Genomic DNA, 19,638 nt, shown 5'->3' on the forward strand with positions numbered 1-19,638 from the left:
CCGCCTTTCCGCACCCAGTTCATTCCGGTTCCTATTCCTCGACGAAGGCTTCCTGTCGTGCCGAGCTGACCGACGGCAGCAGGACGAGCAGGAGCGCCACGAAGGCCACGAAGAGCAGGGCGCCCGAAATCGGGCTGGTGAAGAACACGGTCCAATCGCCGCGCGCCATCAGCATCGCACGGCGCAGGTGCTCCTCCAGCATCGGCCCGAGAATGAAGCCGAGGAGGAGCGGGGCCGGCTCGCAATCGAGCTTGACGAGCACGTAGCCGACCAGCCCGAAGCCTGCCATCACGAAGACGTCGAAGACGTGGTTGGCGAGGCTGTAGGCGCCGATGCAGCAGAAGGTGACGATCGCCGGATAGAGGAGGTGATACGGCACGCGCAGCAGACGGACCCACATGCCGATCAGCGGCAGGTTCAGGATCACGAGCATCAGGTTGCCGATCCACATCGAGGCGATCACGCCCCAGAAAAGCGTCGGCTGGTCCTTGATGATGTTCGGGCCGGGGGTGACGCCGACCACGATGAGCGCGCCGACCATGAGGGCCATGACGGCATTCGTCGGGATGCCGAGGGTGAGCATCGGCACGAACGAGGTCTGCGCGCCGGCATTGTTGGCGCTTTCCGGACCGGCCACGCCTTCGATCGCCCCCTTGCCGAACCGCTCGGGATGTCGCGCGATGCGCTTCTCCAGCATGTAGGACGCGAACGAGGCGAGCATCGCTCCGCCGCCGGGCAGCACGCCGAGTGCGGAGCCGAGCGCGGTGCCGCGCAGCACCGGCTTGGCGATCTGCTTGAGGTCGCGGAGGGTGAGCATCAGTCCGTCGATCTTCTTGACGATGACGCTCCGCCCGCCGGGCTGCTCCAGGTTGCGGATGACCTCGCCGAGCCCGAATACGCCCATCGCTATCGCGACGAAGTCGAGCCCTTCGATCAGCTGGGTCTGACCGTAGGTGTAGCGCATGGTGCCGGTGTAGAGATCCTGGCCGACGAGGCCGAGGAGCAGGCCGAGCACGACCATCGCGAGCGCCTTCATGACGGAGCCGGATGCGAGCGCGACCGATGCGACGAGCCCCAGCACGACCAGGGAGAAGTATTCCGGCGATCCGAACTTGAGCGCCACCGCTGCCAGCGGCGGCGAGAAAAGCGCAAGCAGCAGGGTCGCCACGCAGCCGGCGAAGAACGAGCCGAGCGCCGCCGTCGCGAGCGCTGCTCCCGCCCGTCCCTGTCGTGCGAGCTGGTAGCCGTCGATGGCCGTCACCACCGAGGACGCCTCGCCGGGCAGGTTGATCAGGATCGCCGTCGTAGAGCCGCCGTACTGCGCGCCGTAATAGATGCCCGACAGCATGATCAGGGCGGAAACCGGCTCGAGCCCGAACGTCAGCGGCAGGAGGATCGCCACCGTCGCCGTCGGCCCCAGCCCGGGCAGAACGCCGATGAAGGTTCCGATCGCCACGCCGATGAAGCAGTAGAGGAGGTTGTGGAAGGAGAGGGCAGTCCCGAAGCCGAGCGCCAGATTGGAGAAGATGTCCAACGGTCCTGCCCCTGCTCAATATCCGCCGAGCCAAGGACCGAAGGCGACCCAGGGCAGATGCAGCGCTTCCACGAAGACGATCCACACGAACCCCACCAGCCCGGCTGTGAGGACGAGAGCAGTCGTCGGGCGGAAGTTTGGGCTCGCCATCGTCGTTAGGAGGATGGTCGCAGCGAGTGCGGGAACGATGCCGAGCGGCTTCAGGAACACGCCGAACAGCACGGCGGCGCCGATGATGAACACCAGTCCTCGCCAGCGGAATGCCGTCGGCATGCTGTCCTCGACATAGAGCGAGCTGGCGACGATCCCGGCGCCCAAAAGAGCGAGGATGACCGAGAGAACCTGCGGAAAATAGCCGGGGCCCATGCGGGCGGCGGTCCCGATCGGCATCGCGAACGAGCCGGACCAGAACACCGCCGCGACTGCCAGGAAGATGAGGCCGGAGGCCAGGTTCTTGATGCTGCGGATCTTCACGTCCACGCCCCCTCGGCGGGAGCCGGCCGGCGATGCGGCCGGCCCGGCCTGCGATCACGGCTTCTTTTTCTCGATCCCGAGCTTGCCGGCAATCGCCTGCCAGCGTTCGATCTCGTCCGCGATGATCGCCCTGAACGAGTCGGGCCCGTCGTTCGCCGGCTCGAGGCCCTTGGCCGCGAGCGCCTGCTGGGGCTCCTTGCCGATGTAGGTTTCCTGCAGGGTCGTCCACAGCTTGTCGACGATCTCTTGCGGCAGGCCCTTCGGGCCGACCAGGCCGAACCATCCGGTGCCGTAGGTCGGGTAGCCGAGCTCCTCCAGCGTGGGCACGTCGGGGAACGTCTTGGCGCGTTGCGAGCCTGCCGTGCCAAGCGCCTTCAGGGTGCCGCCGTCGACCTGAGCCTTAGCCTGCTCCGCGGTCATCATCAGGTATGTCACGCGCCCGGCGATGAGCTCGGTCATGGCCTGCGCCGATGCGTTGAAGGGGACGCCGAGCGCCTCGAACCCGGCGACGCTGGCGAAGGTCGCGGCGGCGAGCTGCGGCGGGCCGCCTTGGTATCCGTAGGTGATCTCGTCCGGGTGCGCCTTCGCGTATGTCACGAACTCCTCGACCGTGCCGGCCGGGAAGTCCTTGTTGACCATCAGCAGAACGGGCGCGATCGTGAGGCGCGCGATCGGCGTGATGTCCTCGATCGGGTCGTACGGCAGCTCGTAGAAGGCCGGCAGCACGGACTGGCTGCTCGCCATCAGCAGGAGCGTGTAGCCGTCGGGCGTCGCGTCCGTGAAGGACGACATGGCGACCAGGCCCTGTGCGCCGGGCTGGTTCTCGACGACGAAGGTCTGCCCGAGCACCTTGCTGAGCGTCTCGGCGACGCTGCGGGCCGTCGTGTCCGTGGCGCCGCCGGGTCCGGTCGGCACGACCACGTTCACGGAGCGCTTCGGATAGTCCGTCTGCGCCTGCACGGGTCCCGCCATGGCGAGCCCGGCGGCGAAGCCGAGCACCAGCCTCCAAGAAATGAGACGTCCCTCTCTCATGTCGCTCCTCCCTCCATTCCTGCATCTTCGTTCGCCGCTCCGGCATCCCGGTGCCATCCTCGGCGGCGTCCCGCGCTGTCTTCGGCAGCGTTTAGGGACCGGATGGCGATCATCCGGCAGGGGTCGGACCGGGCAAACGACTTGTCATCATGACCTCATGAGCCCTGCTCATCCCGAGGCGCGCCATCTCAGCTCTTGCCGCGGGAGAGCGGCGGATTGGCGTAGCCGGGCTTCACCAGCGCATCGATCAGGTAGGGCCGGCCGTGCCGGACATGCGCTAGCCCGCGCGCGATCGCCGCCTCCAGTTCGGGCACGGTCGTGACGGGACCCTCGGCGTCGACGCCCTGGGCACGCGCAAGTCCCGCGTGGTCGAGCGCGGGGCCATCGATGCGCTGGCCGATCCAGCGGTTCTCCACGGGCCGGTTGCGGACCCTGGCGACGGCCTCCTGGTGTAGCTCGTCATTGAAGTTCGACCGGTTGTTCGAGACGACGAAGAGCGCCGGTATGCCGTAGCGAGCCGCGGTCCAGAGCGCCGTCGCACCCTGCATGAAGTCGCCGTCGCCGAGGATGCCGACCACGATGCGGCCGCTGTCCTTCAGCGCCAGCGCCGCCCCGATCGTGATCCCAGGGCCAGCCGCGAGCCCGGCACCGCCGTCGTGGCCGAGGAAGTCGAGCGGTTCACGGAAGTGATAGGCATCGCCGGCCCAGCCGATCGTGACGTGCGCCAGCGTGACCTGCAGGTCGCCGCGAGCCTTGGCGAGTGCCGCCTCGACGTCGCGGGGCGCGATCGAATTCGCCGAGTCGTCGCTATAGGCGGGCTCCTTTGCCGGGTTTCTGGTCTCGCCCTGCCAGCGCCGGCGGCCGGAAAGCCTGCTTTGAAGCTCGGGCAGAAGCTGCGCGACGAAGACGTCGGCGCCGGCGGCCACCGGCACATCGACGGGCGGCAAGCCGAAATAGTCCATGCTCCAGCCGTTGTGGAGCTGGCTGTCGAGGGAGACGTGGACGATCCTGGCGGCCAGCGCGTCAGGATTGTCGGTGAACTGCTGCAGGAACCCGTTGAGGTCCGGCCAGTCGAGGCTGACGATCAGATCCGCCTCGCGCGCGACCTCCTTCCCGCGGGGGCCGACCCAGAAGAACGGCGCGGCTGCGCTGAGCGGATGGTCCGTGGGGAAGCAGGCGCGCTCCTTGATCGAGGTGAGGACGGATGCGCCGGAGAGCTCGGCGAGCGCCACCCGCCGATCCCAGTCCTCCTGCCGCAGCGAGCTGCGGCCGACGAGGAGGAGTGGGTTATCGGCCGTGGCGAGCAGGTCGGCCACGCGCGCCACCACCTCCTGCGGCGCGTGCGGCGTGGCTGCGGGCGAATAACGCTCCGGCGAGGGGATCGCGATCGGGCGCTCCAGCGCCTTCTCCTGCAATCCGGCATCGAGGCAGATGTAGACGGGCGCCTTGGGCTCGCTTCGCGTCGCCTGGAAGGCGCGCAGGAAAGCCTCCACGATCCCTTCCGGGGATCGCGGCTCGTCGTCCCATTTCGTGTAGGCGCGGAGCAGGGCGCCCTGGTCCTTGGCGGTGTGGATCCAGTCGATCCACGGCCGCCGCTTCTGGGGCTCGACCGGCCCCGTGGCGCCGATGACCAGCATCGGCATGCGGTCGCACCAGGCGTTGAAGATGCCCATTAGCCCGTGCATCAGCCCGACGTTGCTGTGCACGACGGCCGCCATCGGCTCTCCGGTGGCCTTGGCGTAGCCGTGCGGGATCGAGATGACGTGATCCTCGTGCAGGCAGAGCAGCATGGTCGGCTCCTCGTTGCCGAGGAAGTTGACGAGGCTGTCGTGGAAACCGCGATAGCTCGCGCCCGGATTGAGGGCCACGTACTTGATGCCCGTCCGCCGCAGCATGGCGGCAGCCACGTCGCTTCCCCAGCGTGGGCCGGCTGTCGGATCGATCCTCGCCGGCTTCTCGTCCGCTTTCATGAGCCTTCCACCTGCCGTGCGGCAATCCGATCTGCCGCGCGACCATCGGCAGGGGCGGCTTCGTTCGCAAACGAGAACTCGTCATGGAACGCATGAGCGTCGTTCATCCCGTTGCGGCGGATCGGAACGCGCCCATGACCTCTGCTCATGGAGACCATGACAACTACTCGTTTGCCAAGACGCGCCCGCGGCCCGGATACCGAAAAGATCAACAGCCGTCCCAGGCAGTCGCAGGGCCGGCGCGGGCGGGGGAGCGCCGTCTCGCGGCCCCCCCCCCGGGGTCTAGAGGAGCGAAGAGCGTGCGCATCAAGGAACATTGCGACGTCGTCGTCGTCGGTGGCGGCAGCGCCGCCCTGGAAACCGCCGTGGCCGCCCGCGAGGCGGGTGCCGAACGCGTGATCATGGTGGAGAAGGCGCCGGAACCGGAATCCGGCGGCAATGCGCGCTTCTCGTCGACCGGCTTCCGCTTCGTCTATTCGGGGCCGGAAGAGATCCGGGACCTCGTCGGCGACATGGACGACGAAACCTATGCGCGGATCGTCGTGCCGCCCTACACGGTCGAAGACTTCATGGCCGACTTGAACCGCGTGACCGAAGGCCTGATCGACCAGGGCCTCGCGATGGCGATCGCGGGCGATTCGAACGAGGCGATCCACTGGACCAGGGAGCTCGGCATCCGCTGGAAGCTCCACATGAACGTCGTGGTGGACAACAAGATCCACTTCGAGCCGGGCGTGGTCATCCACCCGGTCGGCGGCGGACTCGGACAGCTCAAGATCTGGCGCGAGATCGCCACCGGCATGGGCGTGGAGATCCGTTACGATTCGCCGGTGAGCGCCATCCTCGGCGATCGCCATCGTGTCGAAGGCGTCTCGGTCGCCACGGCCGATCAGACCTACGACCTCTACGCCGACGCCGTCATCCTTTGCGCCGGCGGGTTCCAGGCGAACCAGGAGATGCGCGCGCGCTATCTCTCCGGCAACGCAGACATGATGAAGGTGCGGGGCACCCGCCACGACACCGGGGAAGTGCTTCGCATGGCGCTCGACCTCGGGGCGCGCTCCTCCGGCCACTGGAAGGGCGCGCATCTCGCGCCCCTCGACGGCGGCTCGCCGCGCTTCGAGGTGCCGGTCGGCCGGGACGGCATGGGCAGCTGGACGAAGCGCTACTCGTACCCGCTCGGCATCACCGTGAACAAGTTCGGCCAGCGCTTCTACGACGAGGGCGAGGCGCACTTCTCCTACACCTATGCGAAGAGCGGGCGCTTCATCCTCGAGCAGGCGGGCGGTGTCGCATACCAGATCTTCGACGGCACCACGATCCCGCATATCTACCGGCACGATTCGGAGCATCTCGAGCTGAAGTTCGAGGCCGACACGCTGCGGGATCTCGCGAAGAAGATCGGCGTCAATGCGGACGTGCTCGAAGCCACGGTCGCGGAATTCAACCAGGCGGTTTCGGACGACAGCCCCTTCGACCCGACGAAGCGCGACGGCCGCCACACGATCGGCATCGATCCGCCGAAGACGAACTGGGCGAGCCGGATCGAGAAGCCCCCGTTCCGGGCCTACCCGGTCACCGGCGGGATCGCGTTCACCTTCGGCGGGCTGGAGATCACGACGGACGGCCAGGTCGTCGCCATCACCGGGCACCCGATCCCCGGCCTCTACGCGGTCGGCGACATCACCGGCATCTTCTTCCACAATTATCCGTCATGCTCCGGCCAGACGCGGAACGCCGTCTTCGCGCGACGGACGACGCGCCATGCGGTGGCGTCCCGCTCGAAGGAGGCGCGGGTCGCCTGACGGATTCGGCTGGCAGCGATACCGGGGAGGAGCGGAGACATGCGGTTCGCTGTCGAGCGCGGGGACATCAGCGTCGCGCTTGTCGGCGACGTCATGCTGAACCGGCGCATCCGCATGCACGAGGAGAGCGGGTTCCTGAGGCTTCGCGAGGTCCTGCGCGGCGCCGATCTCGCCTTCGGCAATCTGGAGACGGTGGTGCGCCGGCGCGACGAGGGTGTCCCAAGCCTGTCCTACGCCACCTACACGTCAATGCATCCCGACCTGCTTGCCGAGCTGGAATGGCTCGGGATCGGGCTCGTCTCCGCCGCCAACAACCACGCCTACGACTACAATGAGAGCGGCGCCCTCGCCACGATCAGGCATCTGGAGGGAGCGGGGCTGGCCTTTGCCGGGATAGGGCGCAACCTCGCCGCCGCGCGGGCGCCGGGCTATCTCGACACGCGCAGCGGGCGCGTCGGCCTGGTCGCCGCCACGACCACCTTCTATCCCTGGAGCCGGGCCGGCGCCGCCCGCTCTGACGCGATCGGCCGGCCCGGCATCAACCCGCTCGCATTCGGCACAACCTTCACGGTCCCGCCGGACGCCCTTGAGGTGCTCGCCGGACTGTCGCGCGAACTCGGCTTCGCGAAGGAGGCGGAGCGCAAGCGGAAACACTTCTACAGCGATGCGGAAGCTCCGCAGGGCGGATCGGACGAAGTCCACTTCCTCGACCACAAGTTCTCGGTTGGGCCCGCGGGCTTCGTCCGGCCCGCCGATCCCGCCGATCTCGCAGCCAACATGAAGTCGCTCCGGGAGGCGCGGCGCCAGGCCGATTGGGTGATCGCCTCGATCCATTCCCACGATTTCGCCCATGCGAGCGTCGCAACCGCGAGCCGGCAGGCGGAGATGACCGAACCGGCGGAATGCGTCGTGGATTTCGCCCGCGGCGCGATCGACGCGGGGGCCGACATCGTCGCCGGTCACGGATCGCACACGGCGCTCGGAATCGAGATCTACGAGGGTCGGCCGATCTTCTACAGTCTCGGCAACTTCATCTTCCAGAACGAGACGATGACGAGCTTCCCGGCCGACTCGTATGAGCGATTTGGCCTGCCTCCGGATGCCACCCCAGCCGATTTCCTCGACGCGCGCACCGACAAGGACCGCAAGGGCCATCCGGCCGAACCGGCGTTCTGGCAAGGCATGATCGCCGTCTGCCGCTTCGAGGGCCGCGTGCTCCGACGGATCGAGATCCATCCCACCGATGCCGGCTACGGCCTGCCGCGGCCTCAGCGCGGCCGCCCGGTGCTCGCGCGCGGGGAAGCGGCGCGGGCGGTGCTCGACCGGATCGACCGCCTGTCGCGACCTTACGGGACGGTTCTCACGCGCGAGGGCGACACGGGTATCATCGTACTCTGAGAGGGGAGGAGGCGGCCATGACGGCGGCTCAGGATTTCGGCAGCGCCGACGTGATCGTGGTCGGCGGCGGCAACGCCGCATGCTGCGCGGCCCTGTCCGCCCGCGAAGCCGGCGCGCGGGTCCTGATGCTCGAGGCCGCTCCGGAAGAGCTCTCGGGCGGCAACAGCCGGTTCACCGGCGGCGGCTACCGTTTCGCCTTCAATGGCATCGACGACCTCGCGGAGCTGATGCCCGACCTCAGCGAGAGCGAGCGGGAGACGCTCGATTTCGGATCCTATCCGGAGGCCCAGTTCTTCGACGACATGGGCCGGACGACGAACTACCGCACCGACCCCGATCTCTGCGAGATCCTGGTCACGAAGAGCTTCGAGACGATGGGATGGCTGCGCCGCAAGGGCGTCCGCTTCGAACCGAGCTTCGGCCACACCTTCAAGGTCGGCGGTAAGCTGAAGTTCTGGGGCGGGCTCGCCTGCGTCGTGTCCGGCGGCGGGCCGGGGCTCGTCGAGGCGGAGTACAAGGCCTGCGCGGAGGCCGGAATCCCGATCGTCTTCGACACGTCGGCGACCGATCTGCTCCTCGACCCGGATCGACGGGTCCGCGGCGTGAGAGCGGTTTCCAGGGGCAGGACGGTCGAAATCGCCGCTGATGCCGTGGTGCTCGCCTGCGGCGGCTTCCAAGCGAGCGCGGAGATGCGGGCGCGCTATCTCGGCCCGGGCTGGGACGTCGCCAAGGTGCGCGGCACGCGCTTCAACACCGGCGGCGGAATCCGCATGGCGCTCGAGGCGGGCGCCATGTCGTACGGGCACTATTCCGGCTGCCACTCCGTCGGGTGGGAACTGAACGCGCCTCCTTTCGGCGATCTCGCCGTCGGCGACCAGTTCCAGAAGCACAGCTATCCGTTCGGGATCATGGTGAACGCGCGCGGGGAGCGGTTCGTCGACGAGGGCGCCGACATCCGCATCTACACCTATGCCAAATACGGCAGCGTGATCCTCAAGCAGCCCGACATGTTCGCGTGGCAGATCTTCGATGCGAAAACGATCCCGCTCCTGCGCGGGGAGTATCGCATCCGACAGGTGACGAAGGTCACCGCCAACTCGCTGGAGGAGCTGGTCGGCAAGCTCGAAGGCGTCGACCCGGAAGCCTGCCTGCGCGAGATCGAGGCGTTCAACCGGGCGGCCACGTCCGACCGGCCGTTCGATCCGACCGTGAAGGACGGACTTCGGACGACCGGGCTCGCGATACCGAAGTCGAACTGGGCGCGCCCGATCGATACGCCGCCCTTCGAGGCGTACGCCGTGACCTGCGGCGTCACCTTCACCTTCGGCGGCGTGAAGATTTCGCGCGCGGCGGAGGTCGAGGACGTCGCGGGCCGACCCATGCCGGGCCTTTACGCGGCAGGCGAAATGGTGGGCGGGCTGTTCTACCACAATTACCCGGCCGGCAGCGGCCTCCTCTCGGGATCGGTGTTCGGCCGGATCGCGGGCGCTTCCGCGGCTGCCCATGCGCGGGCGGCGACCGGGGCGACGGCGGCCGCCTGATGGCGCTCTCGACGACGCTGGCGAGCTTCGCGCATTCGGTCAGCCTCGACCGGGTCTCGCCCGGCGTCCTCGCCCAGCTCGAAGTGCTCGTCCTCGACGCCGTCGCCTGCATGGTGGCGGGTGCGGAAAGCGGAGCCGCCGGGATCGCCGCGACCGGCGCCAGCGGGCCCGCCGAGGCCGCTCTCGTCCTGTCGGGAAGGCGGACGTCCGCCGCCTCGGCCGCGCTGGTCAACGGCGCCATGCTGCGCGTTCACGACCTCATGGACGTCTATGTTGCGCGCGACGTTTCCCATCCGAGCGAAGCGATACCCGGCGCGCTCGCCTGTGCCGAGGCCGCCGGCGCCTCCGGCCGCTCCTTCCTTGAAGCCGTCTTGGCCGCTTACGCCCTGCACATGAGGATGACAGAAACGATCCCGCTCCACCGGCACGGCCTGCACCACGCCGGGCAGGCGGCCTTCGTGATGCCGCTCGTTGCCGGGCGGCTGCTCGGGCTCGGCGAAGCGGCGACGGCGCGGGCGCTCGCCGACATGGCGCACAAGCTGCTCCTGCCGGAAGGGTTCGGCCGCGGCCGCGTGGCGAACTACAAGTCCTTCGCCTATTCCCTCCTCGCAGCCGAGGCGATCGCGCTCGCGCGCCTGGCCGCGCACGGCCTGGCCGGTTCGGAGCACGCCGTGGAGGAAGTTCTCGGTCTCCTGCGGGAAGGTCTGGGCATGGACCTGCCGGCGGAGCCTTTCGACGGCCTGGCTGCGCCGGAGGATCTCGAGGGCGTCGCCCTCAAGGCCTATCCTGCACAATATGCGCTGCAGGGGCTGATCGCCGCCGCGGCCGCCGCGCGCGACGCCCACACGGGGATTGCCGCCCGGGCGACCGCCGTCGTGGTCCATACGGGGGCCCGGGTGATCGAACGGACTTGCGATCCGGCGAAGCTCCGGCCGGATTCCGCTGAGAGCGCCGATCACAGTCTACCCTTCGCCGTGGCGATCGGGCTGCTCGACGGCGGGCTATCCCCGCATCAGCTCGAGGTCGGACGCTGGCGCGATCCCGACGTGCTCGGCCTCATGGCCCGCGTCGAAGCCCGTCCGCTCGCCCAGGCCACGAGCTATGCTGTCCCGGAGCAGCGGATGGAGGTTCATCTCGCCGGCGGAGTGATCCTGGCACTCGACTGCCAGTTCCCTCGCGGAGGAATGTCCAAGGCAACGATCGCGCGGGCGAAGCTCGATGCCCATTGCGCCGGCCGCCTCGACGCCGAGGCGATCGCGGCGGCCGTGGCCGCTCTTCCCGACGCATCCTCCGTCGCGCCCCTGATGGCGACGCTCGTCCGCTGATCGCCCCAGCCTTCTCGGGGAAATGCGCAGACGGAAGGTTCCGCGGCCGCGCGGATGGCCCGCGCGGCCGATGCTCGTATCCGGTCAACTTGCCGTCAGGTACTGCTTGTACTTCTCGATGATGGCGAAGCTGTCGTTCATCATCTTCGTGGATTCTTCGGGACCGAGCCAGACGGCGGTCAGGGACTGGGCCTGCAGCTTGGCTTCCGCGTCGGCGTCGGACCCGATGTTCCTAAAGCCTTCGACCAGGCGCTGCCAGCGGTCCGGATGCTTCTCGGGAAGCGCCTTGTGGGCGGCGAAACCCGCGATCGAGCCCTGGATCCACTGCGGATTGCCGCCGAGAGCGGTCACCGCGTCGTCGACGAGGGCGGCATCCTCGAACGGCTTCACCGGCCTCCTGTTGAAGACCACGAGCGGTCGGAAGAACTGCTCGCTGCCGATCGCGCTTTCGGCCGCATGGGCACCGGCGTCGACCACGCCTCCGCCGAGAGCGACCTGGATGTCGCCGCCGCCCGGGTAGTTCACGATGCGGACGTCGTCGCGGGTCAGGCCGAGGCTGTCGAGCAGGAGCGTGAGGTTGAGGTCGTGCGCCGAGCCCACCGTGGAGGCGATGCTGACGGTTCCGGGCTTCGCCCTGATCGCCGTCACGAGGTCCTCCAGGGATTGATAGGGGGATTCCGGGGATGCAGACACGGCGCTCGAATTCTGCTGCGGCAGGTTGATGAAGGCGAAGTCGTCGAGTTTGAACGGCGCGCCCATCACGACGATGTTCATCGGCAGGTAGATCGAGGCCGAGGTGCACAGCAGCGTGTAGCCGTCGTCGCGCTGCTGGAGGAAATAGTTGTGCCCGATCATGGCGGATGCGCCGGGCTTGTTGACGATCGTCGCCGGCTGGCCGAACTCCGCCTCGACGAAGGGCTGCATGGCGCGCATGTAGCGGTCCGTCGATCCGCCGTTGCCGAACGGAACGACGAATGTGAGCGGCTTGTCCGGCCACTTGCCCTGAGTGCGGGCCGTCGACGTCAGGATCGCCGGCGCCGACAGGAGTGTGGCCGAAGCGCCTGCAGCCTTGATGAAGGTTCGTCTGGTAAATCGGTGGTTCATGGTTCCCTCCCTTAATGCTTACACGGGCTGATCCGGCTTAGCCGGGGCTCTGCTGTGTCGCGGCGCGATAGCGGCGGAAGCCTCCCTTCAGAAGCGGCGCCGCGGCAGTCAGAAGGAGCAGGATCAGCATGGCCGTGCCGACCGGACGCTTGAGCAGGTAAGACGGCTCGCCGCCGCTGATCTGGTAGGTGCGCAGGAGCTCGGATTCGACCATGAAGCCCAGCACGAGCCCCACCACCATCGCCGGGACGGAATAGTCGAAGCGCGTGAGCAGCCAGCCGAGAACGGAGAAGATGAAGAGTGTGATCGGGCCGACGCTGCTGCCGGTGAGGGCGTAGGAGCCCATCGCCCCGAGGACCATCACGGTCGGCACCAGATAGCGCACGGGGATCTTCACGATCGCGGCGGCGAAATAGACGAAGCCCATGCCGACAACGGTGAGGAGCGCCGCCTGCCAGAAATTGCCGATGATGATCCCGTAGACGACGTCCCGGTGGTCGGTGATGAAGCGCGGCCCGCCATGGATGTTGTGCATGGCGAAGGCGGACAGCAACACGGCCGTGCCGGCGCCGCCCGGGATCCCGAGGGCGAGGAGCGTCGCCATCGAGCCGCCTTCGGAACTCGAATTGGCCGCCTCCGAGGCGATGACGCCCTTCGGGTTCCCTCTGCCGAAGCTGTCCGGGTCCGGGTCCGACCGGCGTGTCTGCGCGTAAGAGAGAAGGTTCGAGATGGCCGAGCCAACGCCCGGGACGACTCCCACGCCGCAGCCGATCAGGCTGCCCCTGAGAAGTATGCGCGGGTGACGGAAGCTCTCCCTGAACCCGCTCCAAATCCGCGCAATCGAGATCACGCGGGCGGCTTCGTCCTTCACGATGTGGGTCTCGCGCCCGATGAGCGCGAAGAGCTGGCTCGAGACGAAGAGCCCCATCATCGCGGGAATCACGGGAAACCCGTCGAGGAGCACCGTGTAGCCCATGGTGCCGCGGCTGTAGCCGGCCGCGTTGGTGCCCACCGTGCCGATGAGGACGCCGAGAATGCCGGCGAGAACGCCGCGCCCGACATGGCGCCCGCGCAGCATGCCGATCAGGGTCAGGCCCCAGATCGCGACCGCCGAAAGTTCGAGCGGTCCCATCTTGAGCACGGCGTAGGACACCGGGCCGACGGCCAGGAGGAGGATGACGTAGCCGACGAGCTGCCCGGCCACGGATGCGCCGAGGCCGAGGCCGAGGGCCTCGTTGTGCAGCCCCTTCTGGGCCATCGGGTAGCCGTCGAAGGCGGTGGCGACGGCGGCCGGGGTCCCGGGAATGTTGATGAGGATGGCGGGGATGGCGCAGCCGAAGCCGGCGCCGGTGAAGATCGACGTGAGGAACAGCATCGCCGACAGGAAGTCCATGTAGGCGGTCAGCGGCAGCAGCACCGCCATCGCCATCGAGCCCGATACGCCCGGGATCGCTCCGGCGGCGAGGCCGATCAGGAGGCCGGGCAGCACCACCAGCCACGGCGACCAGGAACTCGTCAGGAGATCGAATGCGCCGGCAAGGGCGTTGAGGTCGAGCACCGTCTCAGCCGAGCAGCGTTGGAATCGGCACGGTCAGGATCGCCTTGGAGCCCCAGATCACCACGAAGGTGAAGACGGCCGAGAAGGCGAGCACCCGAGGCAGGTTGCGGTCACCCTGCACGAGCAGCGCGAGCGCTACGAAGGCGAAGGTGACGACGTCGAATCCGACGATCTCCAGCAGGAAGGAATAGGCGCCGATCAGGGCCATCACCGCGAGCGGCATGATCCGGGCCCAGCGAGAGCGTGACGGCGCCGCAGCAGCGTCGGCGGCGGCCGGCGTGTCGTCGTCTTCCGCCGTCCTGAGAAGTCGTGCGGCGATGAGCACGCAGAGCGCGATGGCCACCGCTCCGAACGGAACGATCACGATCAGGTTTTCCACCCGCCGGGACACGCCCCAGGCGTCTAGCATGTAGAGCGCTGTGCAGGCCGTGATCGCGGCCAGGAACAAGAGGTGCTCGACCTTCGCCCGGGTCAGTCTCGTCATCGGCGGGGTCCCCGGCGAACAGGGCTCGGCCGCAGCCCCGCGCCGCGCGCATCGTCGGCCAACCCGCTCATTCCCGGTCCCGCCTGTATGGGTTCATGACGCGGCCACCTCCCGGTCGGATTCGGCTCTCGGCCTCGGGGATGAGGAGAGCGAAGGTCCGGACTTTCGCAATCCTGCCGCCGAGCCCGTTCTCCCGCACGGCGGTCAAGCCTTGCCGGGCAGAAGCTTCGGGGTCCCACCGGCCCACCGCAAATGAAAGATTCTCATCATCCGGAGCATCGATGCTCATTCGGCCCGGTTTCGAGGTTCTCCAGCGGCCGGATCCGGGTGGAGCCCCCAGCTGGCGCAAGATGAGGATCGCTCATCCGGCCCGCCAGCAACCTTCATTCGACAGCCCCGGCGAAAGTTTGCGAATTCCGGTTGCAGCGGCACGACGGGGCGTCGCGTGGCCCGAAGCTCAAGCGCCAGGCGGGAGCCCGCGTGCCGATCGTCCCGCATGGGAGCAGGTCAGGCATGAACGAAAGAACAGGCGGGGGAGCAGAACACCGGAACGTCACGGACGGCTCGGCTCCGGAACTCATCGTCGAGACGGTCGGGCACGTCCGTGTCCTCACCATCAACCGCCCGGACCGGATGAACTCCCTGACCGCCGGACTGATGGAGGCGATCTCGGAGAGCTTCGTGGAAGCCAACCTCGATCCTCACGTCCGCGCTGTGATCCTCACGGCCACCGGCGACCGGGCGTTCTGCGCCGGGCGTGACTTGAAGGAGGCGAAGGTCGCGGACGATGCCGGCCAGCCCTACCGGTACTTCATGTCGACGCTGAACCGGTTCATCTTCGAGATCATTCTGGAGACCTACAAGCCCACCATCGCCGCCATCAACGGCGCGGCGGTCGCCGGAGGGTTCGAGCTCTGCCTCGCCTGCGACATGCGCATCGCGGCCGAGCACGCCGTGATGGGATTGCCGGAGGCGAAGCGGGGCCGCGGGGCGCATTTCTCGACGGTCATGCTGCCGCGCATCATCCCGCGCGCCCTCGCGCTCGAGATGCTCTTCCGCGGCGACTACATCGACGCGCAGAAGGCGCTGCAATGGGGGCTGCTCAATGCGGTGACGCCGAAGGGCGCCGCGCTCGAGGGCGCGCTCGAACTCGCCACGGCGATTGCAAAGAATGCGCCGGTGACCGTCCGGCGCATGAAGGAAACCGCCGTCAAGTCCTCAGGAATGCCGTTCGCGGCCGCCCTGCGTCTGGACGAGGGCATCAACCCCTATCTCAGCGAGGACCGCATCGAAGGGACGCGCGCCTTCGCCGAGAAGAGGGAGCCGCAATGGAAGGGGCGGTGATGACAGCCCAGCCGGGCCGTCCCGCTCCGGACGCGCCGGCGCGAGCCGCGGCGCTGTCGGCGCTGTTCGAGCCCCGCGCCGCAGCCGTGATCGGCGTCTCGCGCGACCCGATCAAGCGCGGCCGGCAGGTCGTGCGCAACGTCATGCGCGGCGGCTTCGCAGGTCCGGTCTATGCGGTCGGCCGCGATCTCGAAGAAGCCGACGGCGCGACCTGCCTTGGCCATGTCCGGGATGCACCTGGACCCGTGGACGTCGCATTCCTCGCGCTCCCGGCCGATGCCACCGCGGAGGCGCTGCGCGACTGCGCTGCCGTCGGCGCAAAGGTCGCCATCGTGAGCGCCGCCGGTTTCGCGGAGAGCACGAGCCCGGAGAGCCGGGCGCGCCATGCCGCCCTGAAAAAGGCCGTTGCGGAAACCGGCATCCGGGTCGTCGGGCCCAACTGCAACGGCATCTACAATACGGCCAACCGTCTGGCGCTCGGCTTCAATGCCGCCCATTCCGTCCGGCTGCGGCGCGGCGACATAGCCATCCTTTCCCACAGCGGCGCCCTCTTCTCCCTGATGATGGGGTACCTGGAGAACGTGGGTGCCGGCCTGTCCTGCTTCGTCTCGGCCGGCAACGAAGCCGATCTCGATCTCCTCGATTACCTCGAGTTCGTCCTCGAGCAGGATTCGACGCGGGTCGCCGCGCTGCTCGTGGACGCGATCTCCGACGGCGAGCGCCTGCGCCGGCTCGGCGAGCGCGCCGCCCTGCTCGGCAAGCGAATCGTCGCGCTCAAGGCCGGCCTGACGGAGCAGGGTGCGCGCGCCGCGCTCGCTCATTCGAGCCGGCTCGCCGGGGAGGCGGACGCCTACCGGGCGCTCTTAGAGGCGAGCGGCATTCCGATGGTTCGTTCGCTCGAAGGCCTGATGAGCGCAGCCGCCATGCTGAGCTTCTACGGCCGGGCCGACGGCGGCCTCGCCATGATGTCCACCTCGGGCGCGGGGGCTGCGATCCTCGCCGATCTCGCCGAGCGTCACGAAGTCCGGGTCGCCGAGCTCGGGCCGGCGACCCGGGCGCGCCTCGCCGAGTATCTGAGCTTCTCCGACTTCGGCAATCCGGTCGATCTCGGCGTGTTCGACCGCGGCCGGTCCGCCCCGATCGCCGAGATCGTGGCGGCGGATCCGGCGGTCGGGGCGATGATGACGCCGATCAACGGCATCGACCCGAACTCGGGCGTGCCGACGCTCATCGAGGATCTCGCCAGTGCGCGGGCACGCTCCGGCAAACCGTCCGTCCTGGTCGTGCCCGGCGGGCTCCCGCCCGAAAAGGCCGCCAGCTATCTGGACCAGGGCTTCAAGATCTTCCCGGACACCGAGGCGGCGCTGCAGGGCCTCGCCGCCGTGCTGCACCCGCCGCCGGTGCCGCGCGATCGGAGTCGCCAGACCGGCGCGCCGGCATCGCGCGAGCCTCTCCTGCGCCTCGGTCGTCCGCTCACCGAGCCCGAAAGCCTCGCGCTGCTCGCGGGCTTCGGCGTACCGACCGTGCCGACGGAGGTCTGCGCGAGCCTCGACGAGGCGATCGCCGCGGCGGAGAGGCTCGGCGGCCGGGTCGTCCTCAAGGCCGTGGTGGAAGGCGTCGGCCACAAGACAGAGGCCGGCCTGGTGCGCGTCGGCGTCAGGGGTGCCGACGCAGTTCGCGACGCGCACCGTGCCTTCGGCGCCGGCAGGATGGCGGTCCAGCCTCTCGTCACCGGCCGCCTCGAAATGATCGCCGGCGTGACGCGCCAGCCGGACGTCGGGCCGATCCTCGTCGCGGGCCTCGGCGGCATCTACGCCGAGGCCATGCGCGAGGTCGCGATGTGGTCGATCCCCGCGCCGGCGGGTGAGCTGGAGCGGCGGTTCGCCGGCTCCGCGCTCGGCCGCATCGTGCGCAGCCCGCGCTGGCCCGATGCGGGCACTGCCGACGAGATCCTGGCCGTGCTGGCACGCCTTCAGGATTTCGCGCTGTGGGCCGGCGATCTGCTCGGAGCGCTCGACGTCAATCCTCTCATCCTGGGCGAGGCGGGCCTCGTCGCCGTCGATGCCCTCGTCGTCCCGAGCGCCGCTGCCGCTATTCAGTCCGGGTGGCACGAGCGTCAGATGGAGCCGCTGTGATGTCCGACCTGCCGAAGTCCGTCGAGATCTGCGAGAAGGGGCCGCGCGAGGGCCTTCAGATCGAGCCGGGGCCGATCCCCACCGACCGCAAGATCGCGCTGATCGACGCCCTCTCGGAAACCGGCGTCCGACAGATCCAGGTCTGTTCCTTCGTCAATCCGAAGAAGGTGCCCGGCTGGGCCGACGCGGACGACGTCGTGACGGGGATCAGGATCCGGGAGGGCGTCAGCTATCTTCCGCTCTGGCTCAACGAGCGCGGCCTGATGCGGGCGCTGCAATATCGCGACCGGCTCACCTTCAAGGACGCCATCCTGCTCTCCGCGTCGGAGCGGTTCATCGAGCGCAACCAGAACCAGGACACCGAGAAGAACGTCGCGATCCAGAACCGCCAGGTCGAGGTGTTCCTGGAGAACGGCCTTACCGTGGACGGCGTCCTGATCATGGCGGCGTTCGGCTGCAATTTCGCCGGCGACATCCCGACCGCAGACCTGCTCGCGACCGTGCAGAAGGCGATCGAGATCGCCGAGACGCATCAGTGCACGCTGAAGCGGGTCTCGCTGAACGACACCATGGCCTGGGCGACGCCTGGAACGGTGAAGCGCACCGTCGGCGCCATCCGCGAGCGCTGGCCGTCGCTGCGCATCAACCTGCACTTCCACAACACGCGCGGCCTCGGGCTCGCCAACGTCTATGCCGGCCTGGAAATGGGGGTGGACAGCTACGATTCTTCCGTGGCCGGCCTCGGCGGCTGCCCCTTCGCCGGCCACAAGGGCGCTGCCGGCAACGTCTGCACGGAGGACATAGTCTTCCTGTGCGAAGAACTCGGAGTCGAGACCGGCATCGACCTCGACAGGATGATCGAGGCGGCCAGGCTCGCCGAGGACATCGTCGGCCATCCCTTGCCTGGATCAATTATGAAGGGCGGTTCTCTAAAAAGGTTGCGGGAAGCGATCAGCTGAAGTCGCATCGTCGCCGACTGGCGCATTCGGTGGGGCGAGGTGCTTGCCGGCCCGGCCGTGGCCGGCAATCAGCTCGCCGTCCGCGGCGACGAGACACGGCACGGTCCAGCCGAACTCCGCCATGCTGGCGGCGATCTTCGCGACCTGGTCGGCCCCGTGCACCTTTGCATTCTTCGCATAGGGGCGGAGCCGCTCGAGCGGCCAGCTCTCGATCCGCTCCGGGGCGAAGGCGAAGGGTCATTTCGGCTTGATCTCTCGAGGCGGATTGACGTTGGTCAGGGGTGGCGTGGCCCTGGCTGCAGGCAAGACTGCGATTGTGGATCCGGCCCGAGTGGATTCCAGGGCTGGACTCCCGCGGTCCTGGATTCCGGATGCGGTGGATTCCGCAAGGAATCCACCGGAGTCCAGCGCTCGAGGCCGAAAAGGTGTGTATTATCAGGACGTTGTGGCCTGAGCGGTGGATCCGGATTCCGGGTGGCTTCCCAAGAATTCGGCCCTGTCGCTCACGTCCTGTCCGGACTGCCTGCGAAGCTACAGCAATCTCGCCTATCACAACCTTCTCGACTAATCGATCTCCTGCCCCGCATCGTCGATCCCGGCAACGCGCGATGGACCGAGCGGCGTGAGGCAGCCGCTGCAAATGCCGCCACTGCGGTGGGGAATTTGGCCGCAGCCGGATCGGGCGAACGCGTTCGCGAGGGCAACTGGCGGAGGGAGAGGGATTCGAACCCTCGATACGGTTTCCCGTATACACGCGTTCCAGGCGTGCGCCTTCAACCACTCGGCCACCCCTCCGGCCTCGGCTGGGCGCCGGACCGCTGCCCATGTATCGCTCCGGCCGTCGATCCGCAAGCAGCGCCGCGCCGGATCGCGGAGATGCGTCGGATCGACGGACAGGGCCGGCGAGGGAAGCGCGGGAGATCCGGCTGTGGACCCTGGCGATGGCTGACCGGTCGGGACCTAGCCCGTCGGCGC

General features: G+C 68.3%; 15 protein-coding genes and 1 tRNA gene. 7 read left to right on the forward strand and 9 right to left on the reverse strand.

Translation table 11 applies throughout. From position 1 onward, the window contains the following. Nucleotides 1–31 precede the first annotated feature (31 nt). The 4 genes from ACUN0C_RS14855 to ACUN0C_RS14870 form a co-directional block, all read right to left on the reverse strand. Nucleotides 32–1,534: a tripartite tricarboxylate transporter permease gene (locus ACUN0C_RS14855; RefSeq protein WP_445467166.1), complete on the reverse strand. Its 1,503-nt coding sequence runs from the start codon at nt 1,532–1,534 to the stop codon at nt 32–34. A gap of 15 nt (nt 1,535–1,549) precedes the next feature. After that, nucleotides 1,550–2,008: a tripartite tricarboxylate transporter TctB family protein gene (locus tag ACUN0C_RS14860; protein WP_445467167.1), complete on the reverse strand. Its 459-nt coding sequence runs from the start codon at nt 2,006–2,008 to the stop codon at nt 1,550–1,552. Between the two features lie 54 nt (nt 2,009–2,062). Then, the gene (locus ACUN0C_RS14865) at nt 2,063–3,040 is read right to left on the reverse strand and encodes a Bug family tripartite tricarboxylate transporter substrate binding protein (protein WP_445467168.1); all 978 of its coding nucleotides are present in this window, start codon (nt 3,038–3,040) and stop codon (nt 2,063–2,065) included. Between the two features lie 188 nt (nt 3,041–3,228). Beyond that, nucleotides 3,229–5,010, reverse strand: a complete 1,782-nt coding sequence (locus tag ACUN0C_RS14870; RefSeq protein ID WP_445467169.1) for a thiamine pyrophosphate-binding protein — start codon at nt 5,008–5,010, stop codon at nt 3,229–3,231. A gap of 299 nt (nt 5,011–5,309) precedes the next feature. Here ACUN0C_RS14870 and tcuA (ACUN0C_RS14875) point away from each other — a divergent pair, with 299 nt between their 5' ends. Genes tcuA (ACUN0C_RS14875) through ACUN0C_RS14890 form a run of 4 tightly spaced genes read left to right on the forward strand, consistent with a single transcriptional unit; the run spans nt 5,310 to nt 11,079 of the window. Next, entirely contained in the window at nt 5,310–6,815 is a 1,506-nt protein-coding gene (gene tcuA / locus ACUN0C_RS14875) for an FAD-dependent tricarballylate dehydrogenase TcuA (protein ID WP_445467170.1), read from the forward strand. Between the two features lie 39 nt (nt 6,816–6,854). Beyond that, a complete protein-coding gene (locus ACUN0C_RS14880; RefSeq protein ID WP_445467171.1) occupies nt 6,855–8,213 on the forward strand; it encodes a CapA family protein in 1,359 nt (452 codons plus the stop codon). 17 nt (nt 8,214–8,230) lie between these two features. After that, nucleotides 8,231–9,754, forward strand: coding sequence for an FAD-dependent tricarballylate dehydrogenase TcuA (gene tcuA / locus ACUN0C_RS14885; protein ID WP_445467172.1), 1,524 nt, complete (start codon nt 8,231–8,233; stop codon nt 9,752–9,754). Further along, nucleotides 9,754–11,079: an MmgE/PrpD family protein gene (locus ACUN0C_RS14890; protein WP_445467173.1), complete on the forward strand. Its 1,326-nt coding sequence runs from the start codon at nt 9,754–9,756 to the stop codon at nt 11,077–11,079. Before tcuA (ACUN0C_RS14885) ends, ACUN0C_RS14890 begins: the two co-directional genes overlap by 1 nt. A gap of 84 nt (nt 11,080–11,163) precedes the next feature. Here ACUN0C_RS14890 and ACUN0C_RS14895 read toward each other — a convergent pair whose 3' ends face one another. From ACUN0C_RS14895 to ACUN0C_RS14905, 3 genes are read right to left on the reverse strand one after another with little or no spacing between them, the layout of a single operon-like run. Continuing rightward, on the reverse strand, nt 11,164–12,183 hold the full coding sequence (locus ACUN0C_RS14895) for a Bug family tripartite tricarboxylate transporter substrate binding protein (protein WP_445467174.1): 1,020 nt from the start codon (nt 12,181–12,183) through the stop codon (nt 11,164–11,166). 37 nt (nt 12,184–12,220) lie between these two features. Beyond that, the gene (locus ACUN0C_RS14900) at nt 12,221–13,741 is read right to left on the reverse strand and encodes a tripartite tricarboxylate transporter permease (RefSeq protein ID WP_445467175.1); all 1,521 of its coding nucleotides are present in this window, start codon (nt 13,739–13,741) and stop codon (nt 12,221–12,223) included. A 4-nt stretch (nt 13,742–13,745) separates the two neighbouring features. Beyond that, the gene (locus ACUN0C_RS14905; protein WP_445467176.1) at nt 13,746–14,225 is read right to left on the reverse strand and encodes a tripartite tricarboxylate transporter TctB family protein; all 480 of its coding nucleotides are present in this window, start codon (nt 14,223–14,225) and stop codon (nt 13,746–13,748) included. A 513-nt stretch (nt 14,226–14,738) separates the two neighbouring features. Here ACUN0C_RS14905 and ACUN0C_RS14910 point away from each other — a divergent pair. From ACUN0C_RS14910 to ACUN0C_RS14920, 3 genes are read left to right on the forward strand one after another with little or no spacing between them, the layout of a single operon-like run. Beyond that, nucleotides 14,739–15,569: an enoyl-CoA hydratase/isomerase family protein gene (locus ACUN0C_RS14910; protein ID WP_445467177.1), complete on the forward strand. Its 831-nt coding sequence runs from the start codon at nt 14,739–14,741 to the stop codon at nt 15,567–15,569. After that, on the forward strand, nt 15,569–17,704 hold the full coding sequence (locus ACUN0C_RS14915; RefSeq protein WP_445467178.1) for an acetate--CoA ligase family protein: 2,136 nt from the start codon (nt 15,569–15,571) through the stop codon (nt 17,702–17,704). Before ACUN0C_RS14910 ends, ACUN0C_RS14915 begins: the two co-directional genes overlap by 1 nt. After that, nucleotides 17,704–18,663 (forward strand): hydroxymethylglutaryl-CoA lyase, encoded by a 960-nt coding sequence (locus ACUN0C_RS14920; RefSeq protein ID WP_445467179.1) that lies wholly within the window; start codon nt 17,704–17,706, stop codon nt 18,661–18,663. Before ACUN0C_RS14915 ends, ACUN0C_RS14920 begins: the two co-directional genes overlap by 1 nt. Here ACUN0C_RS14920 and ACUN0C_RS14925 read toward each other — a convergent pair. Both ACUN0C_RS14925 and ACUN0C_RS14930 read right to left on the reverse strand, forming a co-directional pair. After that, a complete protein-coding gene (locus ACUN0C_RS14925) occupies nt 18,634–18,825 on the reverse strand; it encodes a hypothetical protein (RefSeq protein WP_445467180.1) in 192 nt (63 codons plus the stop codon). The two genes, ACUN0C_RS14920 and ACUN0C_RS14925, sit on opposite strands and share 30 nt — an antisense overlap. A 543-nt stretch (nt 18,826–19,368) precedes the next feature. Next, nucleotides 19,369–19,458 (reverse strand) — tRNA-Ser (locus ACUN0C_RS14930). Nucleotides 19,459–19,638 lie beyond the last annotated feature (180 nt).

The organism is Faunimonas sp. B44, from assembly GCF_052655945.1.

Excerpts from the sequence above, each read along its gene's own strand:
- ACUN0C_RS14865 (WP_445467168.1), bottom strand. The coding sequence starts at position 3,040 with ATGAGAGAGGGACGTCTCATTTCTTGGAGGCTGGTGCTCGGCTTCGCC.
- ACUN0C_RS14870 (WP_445467169.1), bottom strand. The coding sequence starts at position 5,010 with ATGAAAGCGGACGAGAAGCCGGCGAGGATCGATCCGACAGCCGGCCCA.
- ACUN0C_RS14880 (WP_445467171.1), top strand. The coding sequence starts at position 6,855 with ATGCGGTTCGCTGTCGAGCGCGGGGACATCAGCGTCGCGCTTGTCGGC.
- tcuA (WP_445467172.1), top strand. The coding sequence starts at position 8,231 with ATGACGGCGGCTCAGGATTTCGGCAGCGCCGACGTGATCGTGGTCGGC.
- ACUN0C_RS14890 (WP_445467173.1), top strand. The coding sequence starts at position 9,754 with ATGGCGCTCTCGACGACGCTGGCGAGCTTCGCGCATTCGGTCAGCCTC.
- ACUN0C_RS14895 (WP_445467174.1), bottom strand. The coding sequence starts at position 12,183 with ATGAACCACCGATTTACCAGACGAACCTTCATCAAGGCTGCAGGCGCT.
- ACUN0C_RS14905 (WP_445467176.1), bottom strand. The coding sequence starts at position 14,225 with ATGACGAGACTGACCCGGGCGAAGGTCGAGCACCTCTTGTTCCTGGCC.
- ACUN0C_RS14910 (WP_445467177.1), top strand. The coding sequence starts at position 14,739 with ATGAACGAAAGAACAGGCGGGGGAGCAGAACACCGGAACGTCACGGAC.
- ACUN0C_RS14915 (WP_445467178.1), top strand. The coding sequence starts at position 15,569 with ATGACAGCCCAGCCGGGCCGTCCCGCTCCGGACGCGCCGGCGCGAGCC.
- ACUN0C_RS14920 (WP_445467179.1), top strand. The coding sequence starts at position 17,704 with ATGTCCGACCTGCCGAAGTCCGTCGAGATCTGCGAGAAGGGGCCGCGC.